The organism is Gordonia metallireducens (assembly GCF_021245825.1).
Lineage (GTDB): Bacteria > Actinomycetota > Actinomycetes > Mycobacteriales > Mycobacteriaceae > Gordonia > Gordonia namibiensis.
Genome location: NZ_JAJQJP010000036.1, coordinates 26,537 through 44,585, shown reverse-complemented (window position 1 = coordinate 44,585; position 18,049 = coordinate 26,537). Strand labels below are relative to the sequence as shown.

The following is an 18,049-nucleotide window of genomic DNA, read 5'->3' as shown; positions in this document are numbered from 1 at the left end:
CCCCCCCCCCCCCCCCCCCCCCACCCCACCCCCCCCCCACCCCCCCCGCCCCCCCCCCCCCCCCCCCCCCCACCCCACCCCCACCCCCCCCCCCCCCCCCCCCCCCCCCCCCCCCCCCCACCCGCGCACTGTTTTTAATTATAGGGCGACCACCGAGATCTACACCCTCGAGTTCGTCGGCAGCGTCTGATTTGTATAAGCCGCCCCCCCCCCCGCTGGTTGAGTAGGCGAGGAGCTTGCGACGAGTTGCCCCCGCTGGTTGAGTAGGCGAGGAGCTTGCGACGAGCTGCCCCCGCTGGTTGAGTAGGCGAGGAGTTTGCGACGAGCCGTATCGAAACCAGCCCGACCTCGATACACGGCGTCCTCGCTCCGCTCTGTCGACGCACTCGGCCGGCAGCGACCCTCACACCTCCATCAGGCAGTACCCGATCGACTCGGGTTGGAGGAACGTCCAGCGGGCCTCGCCGGCGGCGCAGGTGATGGTCGACGCGCCTCGTCTGGTCACCTGCGCGAGCACCGTCCGCAACGCGGGTGCGCTCGCGCACGGGACCTCGCGATAGTCGGCCAGCGACCCGCCCTCCTTCGGGATCAGGTAGCAGAGTCCCTCGTAGAAGTTCGGCGTGAGGCACAGCTTCCGGGTGCTGTTCGGAAAGGTCAGCGTCGAATTCTGTTCGCTGGCACAGGGAGTCGCGGTGGGGACGATCGACGCGGTGTAGAAGTTCATGCCCGCCGAGTCGCAGTCCACCTTCGACGCCAGCACCGTCGTCGACGACCCGGCCTGCATGGCGATGTTCACGCACTCGCCGGCCTGCACGTCGTCAGGCCCCGTGACCGACAGCGGCGTCGTATCGGTGGTGCGCGCCGCGGGACTCTGGCTCGGGGTGGTCGCCGCCGGCGCCGACGCGGTCGTCGACGTTCCGGAAGCGTCGGGCGTCGACGACACCTTGGTCGCCACGTAGACGACGCCGGCGACGATCGCGAGGACCAGAACCAGCGCCACGGCACCGAGCGCGATCAGCACCCCCGCCCCCTTCTTCTCCGACGGCGGCGGCGGGTAGCCGGGTTGTGACGAATAGCCCTGGTATCCACCGGGATACGTCCCCGGTGGGAGCTGTCCGGGCGGATGGCCCTGTGTCCCAGGTGAGGCCGCAGCGGCCGGCCGGCCTCCATACGGCGGCTGCGGTGGCTGATGGGCATCCGGCTGCTGAAAGGAAGCACCCGGCGGTCCGGGCGCGGTCAGTGCACGTTGGAGTTCGACGCCGAACTCGCGGCACGACGGGTAGCGACGACCGGGCTCCTTGGCCAGCGCGCGGTTGAACACCGCGTCGGCGGCGGGTGAGATCCCGGGACGCAGGCTCGACAGTCGCGGCGGCATCGACTGCAGGTGGTGGGCGATGATCGACGCCGTGCTCGCGCCCTGGAACGGCGGTCGGCCGGTGAGGAGTTCGAAGACGGTGGCGGCGAGGGCGTACTGGTCGGCGCGGGCGTCGACCGCGTCGCCGAGCAGCTGCTCCGGCGCAGCGTAGGCCACGGTGCCGAGGAAGACGTTCGTCGACGTCAGGTGGCTGACGTCCTGCTCAGACTTCGCGATCCCGAAGTCCGCGAGCAACACTCGCGGTTCCGGACCGTCGAGTCCCTGGAGCAGGATGTTGGCGGGTTTGACGTCGCGGTGCAGCAGGCCGGTCGCATGGGCGCGGTCGAGGGCGGCGCCGACGGACCGGACGATCGCGATGACAGTGCGGGGGTCGAGGCCCTGCGGGGTCTTCCGCAGCAGTTTGAGGGCATCGATGCCGTCGATGTACTCCATCGCGATCCACAGATGACCGTCGTACTCACCGGAGTTGAAGATCGTGACGATCGACGGATGCACGACGCTCGACGCGTGTTCGGCCTCTTTGACGAAGCGTTGCCGGTACATCGGGTCGCGACTGAGTTCCGCGGGTAGGACCTTCAGCGCCTCGTCGCGCGGCAGATGTGGGTGCCGGGCCAGGTAGATCTCGCCCATTCCGCCTCGACCGATGAGTCGGATGATCGTATAGCCGGCGAAGTGCTCGCCGGGATTCCGCGGCATCGCCCCTCCTCATCCTTCTCGGGCAGGTGCGCCAAGTCTGCGCCTCCAGACCGTGTGCGGCGACCACAATGTGACCCGAAGTCGCTCAACCGGACCACTCCGGGTGGACCTGGCCGCGCGGCGGCGAGGTCAGCCGCCGGACAGCGACGCCAGGCAGAACACACGCGGCTCGGGCTTGTCGTAGGTGGCCTTGACCTGACCTTCGGCGCACTCGAGGGAGCCGTCGCCGTCCGTCTCGACGCGATAGATCACGGCTTCGGCGCCCGCATCGGCAGTGCAGTCGACCTCCTTGAAGTCGACCAGCGAGCCACCCGCCGACTGCGGGATCTCGTAGCACTGGCCCCGCACGAAATTCGGCATCAGGCAGAGCCGATCAGAGGTGTCCGGGAAGGTCAGATAGTTCTCGTACTCTCCGCATTCGCCGGGCACGACCTGGGAGGCGATGAAGGTCATCCCGTCGGCGTCGCACTCGGCCTTTGTCGCCTCGACGTTCGACTTGTCGCCGTCGGCCGACCTGACCTGTACACATTGCCCGATCGCCACGTCGGTCGGCTTCAAGACGTTGTTGGTCACGCGGTCGACCGAGGAACACGCGGCGAGGACGAACAGCGCGGCACACCCCACGATCGCGGTGACCCCATGTCCCGCGCGACCATGCTGGTGAACCACCACCGGCGCTGTCATGCGAGGGATCGTACGCTGCGGCGACGTGGCGAAACGCAGAAACAATCGGGCAGCTCGGAACGAGTCCCAATTCTGCGCCGCGAGCGATGTGCCACCCTGGACGCATGTCCTTCGAGAGCAGGACCGCAACCCGTCTGCGGCCGTTCATGACCACGATCTTCGCCGAGATGTCGGCCCTGGCCGTCGAGCACGACGCCATCAATCTGGGACAGGGTTTCCCTGACACCGACGGCCCCGAGTCGATGCTCGAGGCCGCTCGCCGCGCGATCACCGACGGCCGCAACCAGTACCCGCCCGGGATCGGCGTCCCGGAGTTGCGACACGCGGTCGCGCGTCACCAGCGCGAGCAGTACGGCCTCGACTACGACCCCGACCGCGAGGTGCTCGTCACCGTCGGCGCCACCGAGGCGATCGCCGGCGCCGTCGTCGGACTCATCGAGCCCGGCGACGAGATCATCATGATCGAGCCCTACTACGACGCCTACGCCGCCACCGCCGCGATGGCCGGAGGTGTTCGACGCGTCGTCCCGCTCATCCCCGACGGCGACGGTTTCCGCCTGGACCGCGAGCGTCTCGCGGATGCGTTCGGACCGAAAACCGCGGTGTTCATGCTGAACACGCCGCACAACCCGACCGGCACCGTGCTCTCCGACGACGATCTCGCCGAGATCGCCCGACTCTGCATCGAATTCGACGTGATCGTGGTCGCCGACGAGGTGTATGAACACCTGCTGTTCGACGGCCGCACCCACACCCCGATCGCGACCCTGCCGGGTATGAAGGAACGCACGCTCCGGATCTCCAGCGCCGCCAAGACCTTCAACTGCACCGGCTGGAAGGTCGGCTGGATCAGCGGACCGCCCGAACTGATCGCCGCGACCAAGACCGCCAAGCAGTACATGTCCTACGTCGGCTCCGGACCGTTCCAGCCGGCCGTCGCACACGCCCTCGACAACGAACTCGGCTGGGTCCGGGCATCGGCCGCCGCGCTGCAGAACAAGCGCGACATGATCACCGCCGCTCTACTCGACGCCGGTTTCGATGTACACCGCAGCGAGGCAACCTATTTCGTCTGCGCCGACCCACGCCCCCTCGGCGTCGACGACGGCATCGAGTTCTGCCGGTCCCTCCCCGAACGCATCGGCGTCGCCGCGGTCCCGGTCAGCGTGTTCGCAGACGACCGCCAACCCTGGCACCACCTCATCCGCTTCGCCTTCGCCAAACGCGACGACGTCATCGCCGACGCCGCGGAGCGTCTACGAAAGCTGTAACCTCGCTCCTTACGTAGCGAGATCGCAAGCACGGCGCCGCGCCTTGAGTAGCGAGAGCACCACTCCGCTCCTTGAGTTTGCGAGCTTGCGAGCACCACTCCGCTCCTTGAGTAGCGAGCTTGCGAGCACCACTCCGCTCCTTGAGTAGCGAGCTTGCGAGCGTATCGAAAGGAAGCGACGCCCCCCCGGCGACCCGAGCTCCAAACACGTTGCGGCAGCTGGCCCCGGATATCGGGACCAACTGCCGCAGGTGCAATCAGCGCAACGCCGGCACCACGTGCTGCTCGAACATCTCGAGGTCCTCGCGGTCATGAGCGATGTTCGGGAAGTAGAAAATCCCATAGGACATTCCGGCGTCCTCGAGTCCGCGGAGGTTCTCCGCGACCTTCTCCGGCGTCCCGACCGCGGGCATCCCGCGGAAGGCGCCCATGCTGCCCGACGCCGCCTCGGGTCCGACGATCTTCGCGAGCCGCGACTCGAGGTCGTCGAGCTTGCGTTCCACGTCGGCCTCGGTCTCGCCGAGCATGACGTTGTAGTTCGCGGACCGGACGATCGCGTCGAAGTCGCGTCCGAGGTCGGTGCAATGTTGTTGCAGCACAGATGATTTGTGGGCGAAGCCCTCAGGCGTGCCGTCGAAGTTGGTGTAGTCGGCGTACTGCGCTGCAATCCGGAGCGTCTTCTTCTCACCACCGCCGGCGATCCACAGCGGCAGCTTCCCGGCGGTCGGTTGCGGCTGACAGATGGCGTCGTTGACGGTGTAGTGCTTGCCGTCGAGGGTGGCGCGGCCGGTCTCCCACGCCTGCTTCATGATCTGCACGCCCTCGTCGAGCCGGGCGAGACGCTCACCGGCCGAGGGGAATCCGTATCCGTAGGCGCGCCATTCGTGCTCGTACCAGCCGCCGCCGATGCCCATCTGCACTCGGCCTCCGGAGATGAGGTCTGCGGTCGCCGCGACCTTCGCCAGGTACATCGGGTTGCGGTAGCTCATCGCGGTGCACATCTGGCCGATGTCGACGCGGCTCGTCGTCGCCGCGAGTGCGGAGACGAGGGTCCAGGCCTCGTGCGTGGCCTCGTCCGTCGGCAGCGGAACGGTGTGGAAGTGGTCGTAGACCCAGACCGAGTCCCAGCCTGCGGATTCGGCGCGGTTCGCGACCGACGACATCACCTCCCACTGGTTCGCCGGGTCGATACCCACGAGATCAAGCCGCCAGCCCTGGGGAATGAAGAGTCCGAATCGCATGCCGTCGAACCTACCCCGCGTCCGCAAACCCAGCCCTTTCCGTGTTTCGAGCCCCTCCAGGCCCGGCGGGTTCACACAACAGGGGGCCCGCCAAACACTTACAAGCAGTCCGGACTGTTTGTGTGTTACGCTCGCCACTGTGACCGAGCCCACCAGCACCCCGCGCCGGCGTACCCAGGCCGAACGCACCGCGGCGACCCGCACCCGGGTCCTCGACGCCGCGGTCGAAGCATTGGTCGAGGTCGGCTATGCGGCCACCACGACCCAGGAGGTCAATCGGCGCGCAGGTGTGTCCCGCGGCGCATTGCTGCATCACTTCCCCACCCGGGAATCGCTGGTCGTCGCAGCCGTCGGACACCTCGTCGATCGTCGCCTCGAGGAAGTCCTGTCGCGCCCGCGTACGGGCGATGAGGGACTCGAGGTTCTGATCGAGTCGTTCAGCGGACCGCTGTTCGACGCAGCGCTCGAACTCTGGGTGGCCGCGCGCTGCGACGTCGAGCTGCGCACCGCGCTGATCCCGCTCGAACAGCGGGTCTCCGACGCCCTGGCCGTTGGGTGCGCCGAGATCTTCGGCGACCGCTACACCCCGGCCGAACTCGAGCTCTCCATCGAACTCGCACGCGGCCTCGCGGTGTCGCGCATCCTGCGATCCCCCGACGCCGACCGCGAATACATCGACCGACTTCTGCCCATCTGGAAGGACCTGTTGAACCATGGCTGACATCAGTTCGCTACCCGAGCACGTCGACGTTCTCGTCGTCGGCGTCGGATTCGGCGGCCTCGCCGCACTGCACCGGCTGCGCAAGGATCATCCCGGTCTGACGACCCTCGCGATCGAGCGCGCCGAGGGCGCCGGCGGGGTCTGGCGCGAGAACGACTACCCCGGCGCGGCCTGCGACGTCCCGACCTCGCTCTACTCACTGTCGTTCGCCCCGAACCCGGACTGGTCGCACACCTACGGTCGACGCCACGAGATCCACAGCTACCTGCGTTCCGTCGCAGCCGATTACGACGATCGGATCCGCTACAACTGCGCCCTGACCGCCGCTCGGTGGGACGGTGCCGCCCAGGAGTGGGTCGTCGACACGACGCAGGGTCAGATCCGGACCCGCTTCCTCGTCGCCGCTCCCGGCGCACTGTCGGAACCCGGCGTGCCGGATGTCCCCGGCGCCGACGAGTTCACCGGCAAGATCTTCCACTCCGCCCAGTGGGATCACACCCACGACCTGCGCGGACGCAAGGTCGCCATCGTCGGCACCGGCGCGTCGGCAATCCAGATCGTGCCGGAGATCGTCGACACCGTCGGACATCTCACCGTCTTCCAGCGCACCCCCGCCTGGGTCGTGCCGCGCCTCGACCGCAACATCGGCCCGGCCGAACGCGCCCTCTACAAGCGTGTCCCCGGCGTGCACCGCCTGGTCCGCAAGATGGTGTGGGCCTACCGCGAGGCCTACGTGCTGATGATGGCCCGCAACCCCAAGCTGCTGCCGATCGCGAAAACCCTTGCCCTGGCCCAGCTCCGGGTCCAGGTCCGCGACCGCTCCCTCCGTAAGCGCCTCACCCCCGAGTACACCATCGGCTGCAAGCGGATGCTGTTGACCAACAAGTGGTTCCCGGCCCTCCAGCGCGACAACGCCACCGTGACCGGCGCCATCACCCGCCTCACCGCGAACGGCGCCGTCGACGATCAGGGTCGTGAGCACGAGGTCGACACCGTCGTCTTCGCCACCGGGTTCACCCCCACCCAGCCGCCCATCGCGAAGGCCGTCACCGGCCGCGACGGACGCACCCTGGCCGAGACCTGGCAGGGATCGCCTCAGGCCTACCGCGGCGTCGAGGTCCACGGCTTCCCGAATCTGTTCTTCCTGTACGGACCCAACACCAACCTGGGCCACAGCTCGATCGTGCTGATGCTCGAGCCGCAGGCGTACTACATGTCGAAGACGATCGCCGAGGTCACCGGCTCCGGACACTCCTCGTTCGAGGTCACCCAGGCTGCACAGGACGCCTACAACGCCGAGCTCGACCCCGAACTCGCACGCACCGTGTGGAATTCGGGCGGCTGCTCGAGCTGGTACCTCGACTCCACCGGCCGCAACTCCGTCATGTGGCCCAAGTTCACCAGCGACTTCCGCCGCCAGATGGCGTCCTTCGTGGCCGCCGACCACCGCTTCGACGACGCCATCCCGGCCGTTGCCGAAACCGTCGAGGCCTCCGCCACCGACACCGATCCCGAAAGGACCCTCGCCCAGTGAAAAGACTTGGTCGCAACGACGCCGACCACTACGACGCCATCGTCATCGGTTCCGGATTCGGCGGCTCGGTGGCCGCACTCCGGTTGACCGAGAAGGGTTATCGCGTCGCGGTCATCGAGTCCGGCCGTCGTTTCGCCGACGGCGACCTGCCCAAGACCAGTTGGCGCCTCAAGGATTACGTGTGGGCCCCGGCCCTGGGCATGTTCGGCGTGCAGCGGATGCACCTCCTGCGCGACGTGTTGGTCATGGCCGGCGCGGGTGTCGGCGGCGGATCGCTCAACTACGCGAACACGCTCTACCGTCCGCTCCCCGCGTTCTTCGACGACCCGCACTGGGGTCGGATCACCGATTGGGCCGCCGAACTCGACCCCTACTACGACCAGGCGTCGCGGATGCTCGGCGTGACCACCTACCCAAAGGTCACGCCGGCCGACCGCGTCATGCGCAAGGTCGCCGAGGACATGGGCGCGGGCGACACCTTCGTCCACACCCCCGTCGGCGTGTTCTTCGGCGAGCCGGGCAAGACCGTCGAGGACCCGTTCTTCGGCGGCGCCGGCCCCGCCCGCACCGGCTGTACCGACTGCGGCGCCTGCATGACCGGTTGCCCCGTAGGCGCGAAGAACACGCTGGTCAAGAACTATCTGTATCTCGCCGAACAGGCCGGTGCGACCGTCATCCCGATGACGACCGTCGACACCGTCCGCCCGCTGTCGGAGGGCGGGTACACGGTGGGGACGCATCGAACCGGCCGACGCTGGTCGCGTCGGGGCCGTCGCTCGTTCACCGCCGACCACGTGGTGTTCGCGGCCGGCACGTACGGCACCAACAAGCTGCTGCTCGACATGCAGCAGAGCGGCAACCTGCCCGGCCTGTCGTCGCGTCTGGGCAAGGTGGTCCGCACCAACTCGGAGGCCGTCCTGGCCGCAACCGCCACCGACCTGAAGGTCGACTACACCGAGGGTGTGGCGATCACGTCGTCGTTCCATCCGAACGAGCACACCCACATCGAACCCGTGCGATACGGCAAGGGCAGCAACCTGATCGGAATGCTGCAGGCGATGCTCATCGACGGCGACGGCCGCCTGCCGCGTCCGCTGGCCGCCCTCGTCGAGATGATCAAGCATCCGCTGGTCACGCTGCGTGGACTCTCGGTTCGACGCTGGTCGGAACGCACGATCATCGCCCTGGTGATGCAGACCGCCGACAACTCGCTCGAACTGTTCGCCCGCCGCGGCCGTTTCGGTCCGATGCTGCGCAGCAAGCAGGGTGCCGGCGATCCCCCGCCGACCTGGATCCCGGTCGGCCATGAAGCCGTCCGCAAGATGGCCGACGAGATCGACGGCGACGCCGGCGGTTCCATCGTCGACTGGCTGAACATCCCGATGACCGCGCACTTCCTCGGCGGTTGCTCGATCGGACGGTCCGCCGCCGACGGCGTCGTGGACCCGTACCACCGCGTGTTCAACCACCCGGGTCTACACATCGTCGACGGTTCGACGGTGTCGGCGAACCTGGGCGTGAACCCGTCGCTGACGATCACCGCTCAGGCCGAACGCGCGCTCGCCATGTGGCCGAATGCCGGTGAGGCCGACCCGCGTCCGGAGCTCGGGTCGGCGTACCAGCCGATCTCCCCGGTGCCGCCGGTGCGTCCGACGGTGCCCGACTACGCACCCGCCGCGCTGCGGTTGCCGATCACGCCGATCTCCAACGCCGGCTGAGGATTTCGTAGAAGTTGTGGGCGTATGGCGTCCACAACTTCTACATCCCCTCCTTACTGATCACCACACCCCCGGCGGCCGCAGCTGAATGCTGATCCGGGCGCCGACGCCGCGCACCTTGGGGACCGCGTGTTCCCACGTGCGCTGGCAGCTGCCACCCATGACCAACAGGTCACCGGACGACAGGGTGAACTTCAGCGACTTCCCGCCGCCCCGCGGCCGCAGCATCAGCGGCCGTGGGGCGCCGAGGGAGATGATCGCGACCATCGTGTCGTGCGTCGACGCCCGGCCGATGCGGTCCCCGTGCCACGCCACCGAATCGTTGCCGTCGCGGTAGAGGCTGATCCCCGCGGTCGCGAAACCTTCCGGCAGCTCGTCGCGGTAATGCCGCGAGAGCGATGACCGTATCTCGGTGATCAACCCGTCTGGGAACGGATCGTCTTTCTGATAGATCGAGACCAGCCGCGGGACGTCGACGACGCGGTCGTACATCTGTCGTCGCTCGGCTCGCCACGGCACATGACGTCGAAGCCGATCGAACAACTCGTCCGGCCCGCTGATCCAGCCCGGGCACAGGTCCACCCACGCGCCGTCGGTGAGTGGACGCCGCGTCATCGAGGTCGACAGGTCCGAGAGCGCCGGTTCCGCGGCGACCTCGGCGAACAACGAGCCCTGGATGCCGATGGACATGCACCCACCGTACACCTAGATCGAACGCACGTTCGATAAACCGCTCACTGGTTCCGTTCGCGCTCACCTTTGACGAGTGAGCGCGAACGGAACGAGTGAGCGAAAGTCGGGCTACTCCCCGCCCAGATGTCCGCTCAACCGGCCGTGGCGTTCGGCGCTGGCGTCGTCGAGCCCAACGATCGTGACGTCTTTGCCCTTGGCCTTGTACTTGGTGGTGATGGCGTCGAGGGTCGCAACCGACGACGCATCCCACACGTGCGAGTCACTCATGTCGATGACGACGTGGGACTCGTCGGCGGTGTAGTCGAACTGGTAGACGAGGTCATTGCTCGACGCGAAGAACAGCTCGCCGCGGACCTCGTACACGCGGGTGTCGGGGTCGGGCCCGGCGACCACCACGACCTCCGTCATGTGCGCGACGCGACGCGCGAACAGCACCGACGCGGTCAGTACGCCGACGACGACGCCGTACGCGAGATTCGACGTCGCGACCGTCACCGCGACCGTCGCCAACATCACGGCGGTCTCCGACCGGGGCATGCGCCGCAGCGTCTTCGGGTAGATGGAATGCCAGTCGAAGGTGCCGACCGACACCATGATCATCACCGCGACCAGTGCCGCCATCGGGATCTTGGCGACCACGTCACCCAGTCCCACGACGAGGATCAGCAGAAAGACACCGGCCAGGAACGTCGAAATCCTTGTGCGCGCACGGGATTCCTTGACGTTGATCATCGTCTGCCCGATCATCGCGCAACCGCCCATGCCGCCGAAGAAGCCCGTGACGAGGTTGGCGATCCCCTGCCCGACGGCCTCGCGGGACTTGTTGGAGTGGGTGTCGGTGATGTCGTCAACGAGCTTGGCGGTCATCAGCGACTCGAGGAGGCCGACGATCGCGATCGCGAGAGCGTACGGCGCGATGACGGACAAGGTGTCCCAGGTGAACGGAACGTCGGGCAGCAGCAGTGTCGGCAGACTGTCCGGGAGTTCGCCCTCGTCACCGACATTCGGCACCTTGAGGCTCGCGATGAGGGTGACCGCGGTCAGCAGCACGATGGCGACCAACGGCGCCGGCACGATGGTCGTCAGGCGCGGGAACAGGACGATGATCGCGATGCCGATCGCCACCATCGGATACACCAGCCACGGCACGCCCAGCAGGTGCGGCACCTGCGCGGAGAAGATGAGGATGGCCAGCGCGTTGACGAAGCCGACCATCACGCTGCGCGGGATGAACCGCATCAGTTTCGCGACGCCGAGCGCGCCGAGGAGCACCTGGAGGATGCCGCCGAGCAGGACCGCGGCGATCAGGTACTGCAACCCGTGGCTCTCGACCAGTGGCGCGACCACCAGCGCGACGGCTCCGGTGGCGGCCGAGATCATCGCGGGACGACCGCCGACGATCGCGATGGTCACCGCCATGGTGAACGACGCGAACAGGCCGACGCGCGGGTCGACGCCGGCGATGATCGAGAACGAGATGGCCTCGGGGATCAGGGCCAGTGCGACGACGAGTCCGGCCAGGATCTCGGTCCGCAGCCGGCTCGGCGAGCGCAGCGTCAACAGGACGGACTGGCGGTCGGCCGGGGAGATGGCTTCGGGGGCGGCCTTTGCGGAACTCCGCACCGCGGACTCCTCTGTATCGGGAATTGTCGAACCTGCGGACTCTATACGCGCGCGAGGCGTCACTCACACTTTCGAGCCAGGCCGTGAAGCCCGTCCACGCAGGTCAAGCGGCCCCCACCCGATCCGGCAGTGGCCAAGTGCACATTCCACCCACCGCGCAGAGGTCGAAATGTGAAATGGCCCACAGCACTCTATTCGAGTCGATGCTTTAATCATTCCGTTATAAAACGTTACAAGGGGGAACTCGATGAAGCGCTCCGGTATCGCCGGCCTGTTGGCTGCTGCCGCCATGCTGATCCCGATCGCTCCGGCGACCGCCGATCCGGTCGGCGACCTGTTCGGTAGCGCCAGCGGCAGCCTCGACGCCGGAAGTTCGGCCTTCGGGTCGTCGGGTGACAAGGTCACCCACTACGGCAAGCTCGGCCGCCCGGACGCACGCAACGGCGTGAAGTCCATCAACGTCTGGGTCTACAACCCGAAGGGCGTCCGTGAGATCACTCCGGGCACTTTCCCCAAGAACTCGCGTCTCGGCGTGCGCTGGAACTCCATCATCGACGCCGGCCCCATCGTCGACGGCAACGAGTGCCGCATGGAGGTCCGCCTCGCCGGACCCAAGGTTCCCAAGGAAGCCGCGCTGTACAAGACGCAGGACTGCACCGCGGTGAAGTCCTACTTCTTCAAGGGCGGCGGCAACTTCACCATCCGCGTCACCGACCTGGTCTCCGGCGCGTCGAACAGCATCGCGTTCTCGGTCCAGTAGTCACACCCGGATCGCTGGTTGAGTAGGTCCGAGGCGCAAGCCGTCCCATCGCCGGCCGAGTAGGACCGAGGCGCAAGCCGTCCCATCGCCGGCCGAGTAGGACCGAGGCGCACGCCGCCCCATCGCTGGCCGAGTAGGACCGAGGCGCACGCCGCCCCATCGCTGGTTGAGTAGGTCCGAGGCGCTAGCCGTCCCATCGCTGGTTGAGTAGGTCCGAGGCGCTAGCCGTCCCATCGCTGGTTGAGTAGGTCCGAGGCGCTAGCCGAGGACCGTATCGAAACCACTTGTGGACAAAGTGAGATGCCGGCACGGCGCTGTGCGTTTCCGGACCGAGCGCTCAGTCATCTCGATCGATAGTCCTTGCATGGGCGCGTACCTTTACATTCTCGAATGCTCCGACGGCAGTCTGTACGTCGGAAGCACACGAAACCTAGAGAATCGGATCCAGCAACACGACAGCGGGCGGGGTTCGGTGTACACCCGATCTCGCCGACCAGTACGGCTCGTCTACCAACAAGAGTTCGAGCACGTCGGCGAGGCATATGACGCCGAAGTACATCTCCACGGCTGGTCGCGAGCAAAACGCTTGGCGCTCATCAATGGGCAGTTCGAGTTGCTGCCGGAGCTGGCGCGCAAGAAGTGGAAGCGGGACGCCGCCCCGCCGGGCGAATAAGCCCGCTGCGGAGCTGGTTTCGATACGGCTCGTCGCTAACGCTCCTCACTACTCAACCAGCGGTCCCGCTGGCCGAGTAAGTGGGACCGATAGCCAAACCAGACACGACCCCTGCTGACCGAGTAGGCCCGATAGCCAAACCAGACACGATCCCCTGCTGGCCGAGTAGGACCGAGGCGCTAGCCGAGGTCCATATCGAGGTCAGCCCACCAGCCTGGTTTCGATACGGCTCGTCGCTAACGTTCCTCACCTACTCAACCCGCAGAACCCGCCGACACGTCGAACTTCTCCCCTGTCAGCTTCTCCGATTCCGCCCAGAGCGCCGCGCGGAAGTCGGCGTCGTCGGCCGCCTTCTTGTACTTGTTGCGTCCGGGAGCACCGTGCAGCCCGAAGAACTTGGTCGGTCCGTAGTAGGTGCCGGACGGCAGGCTCGACATCGTCGCGGCGTAGAGCTGAGGCAGTGCCCCGTCCGCGGCCGGCTGCGCGATCGGCAGCTTGTTCGACAGCTTCGCGAGGACGTCCACGAAGTTCTCGCTCCGACCCTGCAATTCCGTTGCGGCGTAACCGGGATGGGCGATGAACGACTGCTTCGACGACCCGGCCTCCTCCAGCCGCTTGGCAAGCTCGAGCCCGAACATGAGGTTGGCCATCTTGGAGTCGCCGTAGGCCTGCCAGCGGCGGTAGCGGCGCTGCTCCCAGTTGAAGTCGTCGAGCTGGATGTTCCCGATCTGGTGCACGCCCGACGACACGGTCACGACGCGGTCGGTGATCTTCGGCAGCAGCAGTGCGGTGAGCGCGAAGTGGCCCAGGTGGTTGGTGCCGATCTGCATCTCGAAGCCGTCTGCGGTGCGGCGGAGTGGCACGGCCATGAGTCCGGCGTTGTTGATGAGGACGTCGGCGCCGGTGAAGCTCGATGCGAACGCCCGAACCGACGCCAGGTCCGCAAGGTCTAGTTGGGCGACGGTCGCGTTGGGTCCGAGCTTCGACGCCACGGCGTCGGCCTTGGCGGTGTTGCGGCACGCCATGATGACGTTGGCGCCGGCGGCGACGAGCGCCTTGGCCGACTCGGCCCCGAGGCCGCTGTTGGCGCCGGTCACCACGAAGGTGCGCCCCGTCTGATCTGGAATGTTCGCTGACGTCCAACCGCTCATCGCAGCCCCCTGGGATGGTGTGTCGGTCCGGCGTCCTCGCCGCGACCCTGCGGCCCACGCTATTGACGCCCCGGAACGCCGTCAACGATTCGTCTCGAGTTGCGGGGGGTTTCGACACCGCCCTCGGTTTTCGCCTCGGCCGGGCTCAGCCAGCAGAGGGTCCGGTCAGCCGCCGAAGAACGTCGTCAGCCGCAGGGGGTTGGCGCCGACGATGCGTCGTGCGGGGCGCAGCAGTTCGGCGATCAGGTTGCCCGACGACCCGAGCCGTTCGACGAGTTCGGAGGGAGCGTAGAACTCGGTCGGCTGGGACCGGCCGCGCATGATCCGGCTGCCGAGAAGTTCCCATTCGTCGGATTCGGGACCCGCGGATTCGATGGCGGCGCCGCTGGCGAGGGCGGGGATGCGACCCGTTTTGGCCATGTCGGACAGGCGGGCGCACTCGTTTACCGGATCGCCGATGACGGTGTATTCGTAGCGTCGTTCGGCGCCGATGTTGCCGGCGAAGACCTCGCCGTGGGAGACGCCGATCCCCCAGCGGATGTCGAGACTCTTGGCGAGGCGGTCGGCGAGCTCTCGGGCGGCGGCGAGCGCATGGCCGGCCGGATCGTCGATCTCGACGGGCGCGCCGAAGACGGCCAGCGCGGCGTCGCCCTCGAATTTGTTGACGAAGCCGGAGTGATGGTCGACGACGTCGAAGACGATGCTGAAGAAGGCGTTGAGGAGTTCGGCGACGTCGTCCGGACTGCGGTGCTGGGAGAGTCGCGTCGAGCCGACGATGTCGACGAAGAGGACGCCCACCTCGGTGTTGGTGCCGTGCATGCCGACGCCATCGGAGATGGCGAGGTCGGCGACGGTGTCACCGACGTGCCGGGCGAAGATCTCGCGCATCCGGTCGCGTTCGGCGAGTCCTTGCACCATCACGTTGAATCCGTGTTGCAGGACACCGAGTTCCGACGAGTCGTAGACGGGCACGCGGGCGGCGTAGTCGCCGTGATCGACGCGGTGGACGGCACGACGCATCTCGGTCAGCGGATCGGTGATGGCCTGGCCGACCAGGTAGATGACGCGGATACCGGCGGCGAGTCCGACCACGGTGAGGATCACGGTCGTCCAGTCGACGGCGCCGGCCACGTCGGGCAGCATGCCGGTGAAGCGCCCCGCGTTGACGGTCAGCAGGCCGATCATCGGTACAGCCGAACTCACCGCCCACACGGCGAACAACCTGACGCGGACGCCGTTCATGACGTGGTTGGCGGGGAAGTCCTCGAGGACGACGATGGCCAGCGGCCGGGCGGCGCGCTCGACGAACAGGTAGGTCAGACACGAGCTCGACAATCCGGCGAGCGTGAACGCCACCGCGACGCCGGCAACGGTCGCGACAGTGAGGTCGTCGGCGACCAGTACATAGAACAGTGCGGCGCTGAACCACGCCCCAACTGTGGCGAGCAGTTGGTAGCCCGGGATGCGTTGCACGGCGCGTCGACGCGCATGGTCGGCGGGTTGGCAGCTGACGAACCATTTCAGCTGCGGCCGGAAGACGAGCAGGCCGAGTATCAGGTTGACGAGGATGCCGGTGATGATCGCGCCGACGACGGCCGGGAAGTTGGGGGCGCCGAGGGTCTCGGCGAACGTGAGCTGTCCGCCGTTGAAGGCGAGTTGCACGAGAAGGAAGGTCTCGACACCGATCAGTGCGTTGCTGGCCACGACACCGGTCATCGCCGTGACGGTCGCGTGGCGGGCGATCCGCGCCCGCATGTCCGGTCCGACCCGAGCCCACGCCTTGGGGCTCGGAACCGTGGGCAGTCCCCACAACATCCCGGAGGTGCGGCGTCTCAACCGCGACCACGGCACGCCACGGCGGGTGCGGCGCCTGCGTCCCATGGACCTCTCCTGCCTGCTGGCGATACTCGCAGCGTACCGAAGTCGGTGACGTCCATGTCACATCCAAGGTCCCGATGTGGGTGGTTCCACTGACTCACGGCCTTCTGCTTACCGGCCCACCCGTACCCGCCGGTCGACACTGTCGAAACCTGCACCGAGAACAACAGACCGGCACCGACGCGGGGTCGCGCGGTGCCGGTCCGTGGGCCGTCCGGACTCTGGGGTGTCGAGCCCGGACGGGGTTTGTGGGCGATCAGGCCTGGAGAGCCTCGATCTCGAGCGTGATGGTGATCTTGTCGCCGACGACGACGCCGCCACCCTCGAGCGGCATCTCGATGTCGATGCCGAAGTCCTTGCGGTTGATCACGGTCTTGGCGTCGAAGCCGGCGACCGTGCCGTGGCCCATGCCGGGGTTGGTGCCGTTGAACTCGAGGTCGAGGGTGACCGGCTTGGTGATGCCCTTGAGTGTGAAGTCACCCTCGAGGGTGTAGTCGTCCCCGTTTTCGCGGACGCCGGTCGAGACGAAGGTCGCGGTCGGGTACTTCTCGGCGTCGAAGAAATCGGCCGACTTGATGTGGCCGTCGCGCTGGGCGTTGTTGGTGCTGATCGAGGTCACGTCGATCTCGGCCTGCACGGACGGTGCGCCGTTCTCGTCGACGGTGATGGTGCCGGAGAAGTTGTCGAAGGTGCCGCGGACCTTGCTGACCATGAGGTGCTTGACGGAGAAGCCGACAGTCGAGTGGGTGGCGTCGATATTCCAGGTACCTGCGGGAATGGGTGCCTTGACGGTGGTTGCTGAGGTCATGGTTGCGTCCTTCCAGACGGGGCGAGTTCATCTCGGTTCGCATGGGCCTTCGCGACCCATTGACACTTTAAACGGACCGCGGTCCGATTACATTCCCCGGCCACGCATCAACCAACGTGATCTCGGTCACGATCGAACAGGTCGGGCCCGACCTCCTCGTCGCTCTCGGGACCGCTCGCCCGACCCGTTCCATAAGTCGACAAATAAACCGGAAGTCGACCGATGGGTTTTCGATATCTCGCCACACTCAAAAGACCCGTAAAAGAAAGTCAAAACAGGAGGTCATGAGCCATGCGAAAGTGTTCCGGAGCCCTGATAACCGCCGCGGTGGGGATATTGGCGGTTTCCGCCACGACCGTCGCGTCTCCTGCGTCGGCGGGACCGAACGACGTCCTGGCGATGCCGCCGTTGGTTCAAGGTCAGGAGGTGACGGTCACGATCGTGAACAACTCCGACAATCCGAAGCTGTGTGCGGTCGAGACCCTCCCGGTTCCGGAGGTCCCGGTGCGCGGCGATTCGTCGTTCAACGAGAACCCGTCCGATTCCTTCGAGGCCCCGCAGGGCAACACGGCGAAGACCATGACGCTCGCGCAGGGCAGATACAACGTCTTCTGGGCATGTTCGGGTTACGCCAGCAATTCCGACGAGTTCAACGGTTTGGGTTGGACCGTCTGGGGCACCAATCCCCCGGTCCCGATCCAGAATGCCGAGGAGACCATCAAGCAGCAATTCCCCAGCGATCCGCTGCCGGTCAACGTGACGGCGCGGGACTGCTATCTCTCGATCTGTTAGTCCTCGAAGGGATCCGAGACGAGGTCGGACCGACGACGGGGGACTACCGCGAGCCGATCACCAGCGCCGCGACCATGAACGCGATCACGACCAGCGAGATCGCGCAGCCCAGGATGACCTGGTTGCGCATCGACATGGGTGCGTAGGGATCTTTGTACTCGTAGCGGTACACGACCTTGGCCGGCTCGATCGCAGGCGGCTGCGGCGTCGTGCTCGGTGCCGGAGCCCATTCACTTGAGCGGACCTCGAAGGACGGATCGGCCGCCGTATTCGAAGTATTGGCATTGTTCACGCCCGTAATCATGCCTAACCGGTGGGTGAGGTGCCATACAAATGCGTGTCGTCCGGTTAGTGGAAATTCGTGCCGCAGAGCGCATCTGAATACGTCGACAATTAGATGGGACGATCGTACATGTATGACGATTGACCCAA

General features: G+C 66.7%; 16 protein-coding genes. 7 read left to right on the top strand and 9 right to left on the bottom strand.

Annotated features, from left to right (window positions below):
- Nucleotides 1–403: 403 nt before the first annotated feature.
- Nucleotides 404–2,071, bottom strand: a complete 1,668-nt coding sequence (locus LQD00_RS15330) for a serine/threonine-protein kinase (RefSeq protein WP_232718038.1) — start codon at nt 2,069–2,071, stop codon at nt 404–406.
- Nucleotides 2,072–2,200: 129 nt separating this feature from the next.
- Entirely contained in the window at nt 2,201–2,755 is a 555-nt protein-coding gene (locus LQD00_RS15325; RefSeq protein WP_232718037.1) for a pyridine nucleotide-disulfide oxidoreductase, read from the bottom strand.
- 104 nt (nt 2,756–2,859) lie between these two features.
- On the opposite strand from LQD00_RS15325, the gene LQD00_RS15320 reads away from it, so the two are divergent.
- Nucleotides 2,860–4,026, top strand: coding sequence for a pyridoxal phosphate-dependent aminotransferase (locus LQD00_RS15320; RefSeq protein WP_232718036.1), 1,167 nt, complete (start codon nt 2,860–2,862; stop codon nt 4,024–4,026).
- Nucleotides 4,027–4,282: 256 nt separating this feature from the next.
- Here the strand turns inward: LQD00_RS15320 and LQD00_RS15315 are convergent, their stop codons facing one another.
- A complete protein-coding gene (locus tag LQD00_RS15315; RefSeq protein WP_232718035.1) occupies nt 4,283–5,266 on the bottom strand; it encodes an LLM class F420-dependent oxidoreductase in 984 nt (327 codons plus the stop codon).
- 139 nt (nt 5,267–5,405) lie between these two features.
- Here LQD00_RS15315 and LQD00_RS15310 point away from each other — a divergent pair, with 139 nt between their 5' ends.
- From LQD00_RS15310 to LQD00_RS15300, 3 genes are read left to right on the top strand one after another with little or no spacing between them, the layout of a single operon-like run.
- Entirely contained in the window at nt 5,406–5,987 is a 582-nt protein-coding gene (locus tag LQD00_RS15310; protein ID WP_232718034.1) for a TetR/AcrR family transcriptional regulator, read from the top strand.
- The gene (locus LQD00_RS15305; protein WP_232718033.1) at nt 5,980–7,521 is read left to right on the top strand and encodes a flavin-containing monooxygenase; all 1,542 of its coding nucleotides are present in this window, start codon (nt 5,980–5,982) and stop codon (nt 7,519–7,521) included. Before LQD00_RS15310 ends, LQD00_RS15305 begins: the two co-directional genes overlap by 8 nt.
- The gene (locus LQD00_RS15300) at nt 7,518–9,239 is read left to right on the top strand and encodes a GMC oxidoreductase (RefSeq protein ID WP_232718032.1); all 1,722 of its coding nucleotides are present in this window, start codon (nt 7,518–7,520) and stop codon (nt 9,237–9,239) included. The genes LQD00_RS15305 and LQD00_RS15300 overlap by 4 nt, the downstream gene beginning before the upstream one ends.
- A gap of 60 nt (nt 9,240–9,299) precedes the next feature.
- Here the strand turns inward: LQD00_RS15300 and LQD00_RS15295 are convergent, their stop codons facing one another.
- Together LQD00_RS15295 and LQD00_RS15290 are read right to left on the bottom strand one after the other, a co-directional pair.
- Complete coding sequence (locus LQD00_RS15295; protein WP_232718031.1) at nt 9,300–9,929, bottom strand: alpha-ketoglutarate-dependent dioxygenase AlkB; 630 nt, start codon at nt 9,927–9,929, stop codon at nt 9,300–9,302.
- 111 nt (nt 9,930–10,040) lie between these two features.
- Entirely contained in the window at nt 10,041–11,555 is a 1,515-nt protein-coding gene (locus LQD00_RS15290) for a SulP family inorganic anion transporter (protein WP_232718030.1), read from the bottom strand.
- Between the two features lie 247 nt (nt 11,556–11,802).
- On the opposite strand from LQD00_RS15290, the gene LQD00_RS15285 reads away from it, so the two are divergent.
- Both LQD00_RS15285 and LQD00_RS15280 read left to right on the top strand, forming a co-directional pair.
- On the top strand, nt 11,803–12,315 hold the full coding sequence (locus LQD00_RS15285; RefSeq protein WP_232718029.1) for a hypothetical protein: 513 nt from the start codon (nt 11,803–11,805) through the stop codon (nt 12,313–12,315).
- A 364-nt stretch (nt 12,316–12,679) separates the two neighbouring features.
- Entirely contained in the window at nt 12,680–12,988 is a 309-nt protein-coding gene (locus tag LQD00_RS15280; protein ID WP_232718028.1) for a GIY-YIG nuclease family protein, read from the top strand.
- Between the two features lie 254 nt (nt 12,989–13,242).
- Here LQD00_RS15280 and LQD00_RS15275 read toward each other — a convergent pair whose 3' ends face one another.
- From LQD00_RS15275 to LQD00_RS15265, 3 genes are all read right to left on the bottom strand, one after another.
- The gene (locus tag LQD00_RS15275) at nt 13,243–14,139 is read right to left on the bottom strand and encodes an oxidoreductase (RefSeq protein WP_232718027.1); all 897 of its coding nucleotides are present in this window, start codon (nt 14,137–14,139) and stop codon (nt 13,243–13,245) included.
- A gap of 165 nt (nt 14,140–14,304) precedes the next feature.
- Nucleotides 14,305–16,020: an adenylate/guanylate cyclase domain-containing protein gene (locus tag LQD00_RS15270; RefSeq protein WP_232718026.1), complete on the bottom strand. Its 1,716-nt coding sequence runs from the start codon at nt 16,018–16,020 to the stop codon at nt 14,305–14,307.
- Nucleotides 16,021–16,273: 253 nt separating this feature from the next.
- A complete protein-coding gene (locus LQD00_RS15265; protein WP_232718025.1) occupies nt 16,274–16,825 on the bottom strand; it encodes a YceI family protein in 552 nt (183 codons plus the stop codon).
- A gap of 426 nt (nt 16,826–17,251) precedes the next feature.
- Here LQD00_RS15265 and LQD00_RS15260 point away from each other — a divergent pair, with 426 nt between their 5' ends.
- Nucleotides 17,252–17,617: a hypothetical protein gene (locus tag LQD00_RS15260; RefSeq protein WP_232718024.1), complete on the top strand. Its 366-nt coding sequence runs from the start codon at nt 17,252–17,254 to the stop codon at nt 17,615–17,617.
- A 43-nt stretch (nt 17,618–17,660) separates the two neighbouring features.
- On the opposite strand, the gene LQD00_RS15255 is transcribed toward LQD00_RS15260, so the two are convergent.
- Nucleotides 17,661–17,909, bottom strand: coding sequence for a hypothetical protein (locus LQD00_RS15255; protein WP_232718023.1), 249 nt, complete (start codon nt 17,907–17,909; stop codon nt 17,661–17,663).
- Between the last annotated feature and the right edge of the window lie 140 nt (nt 17,910–18,049).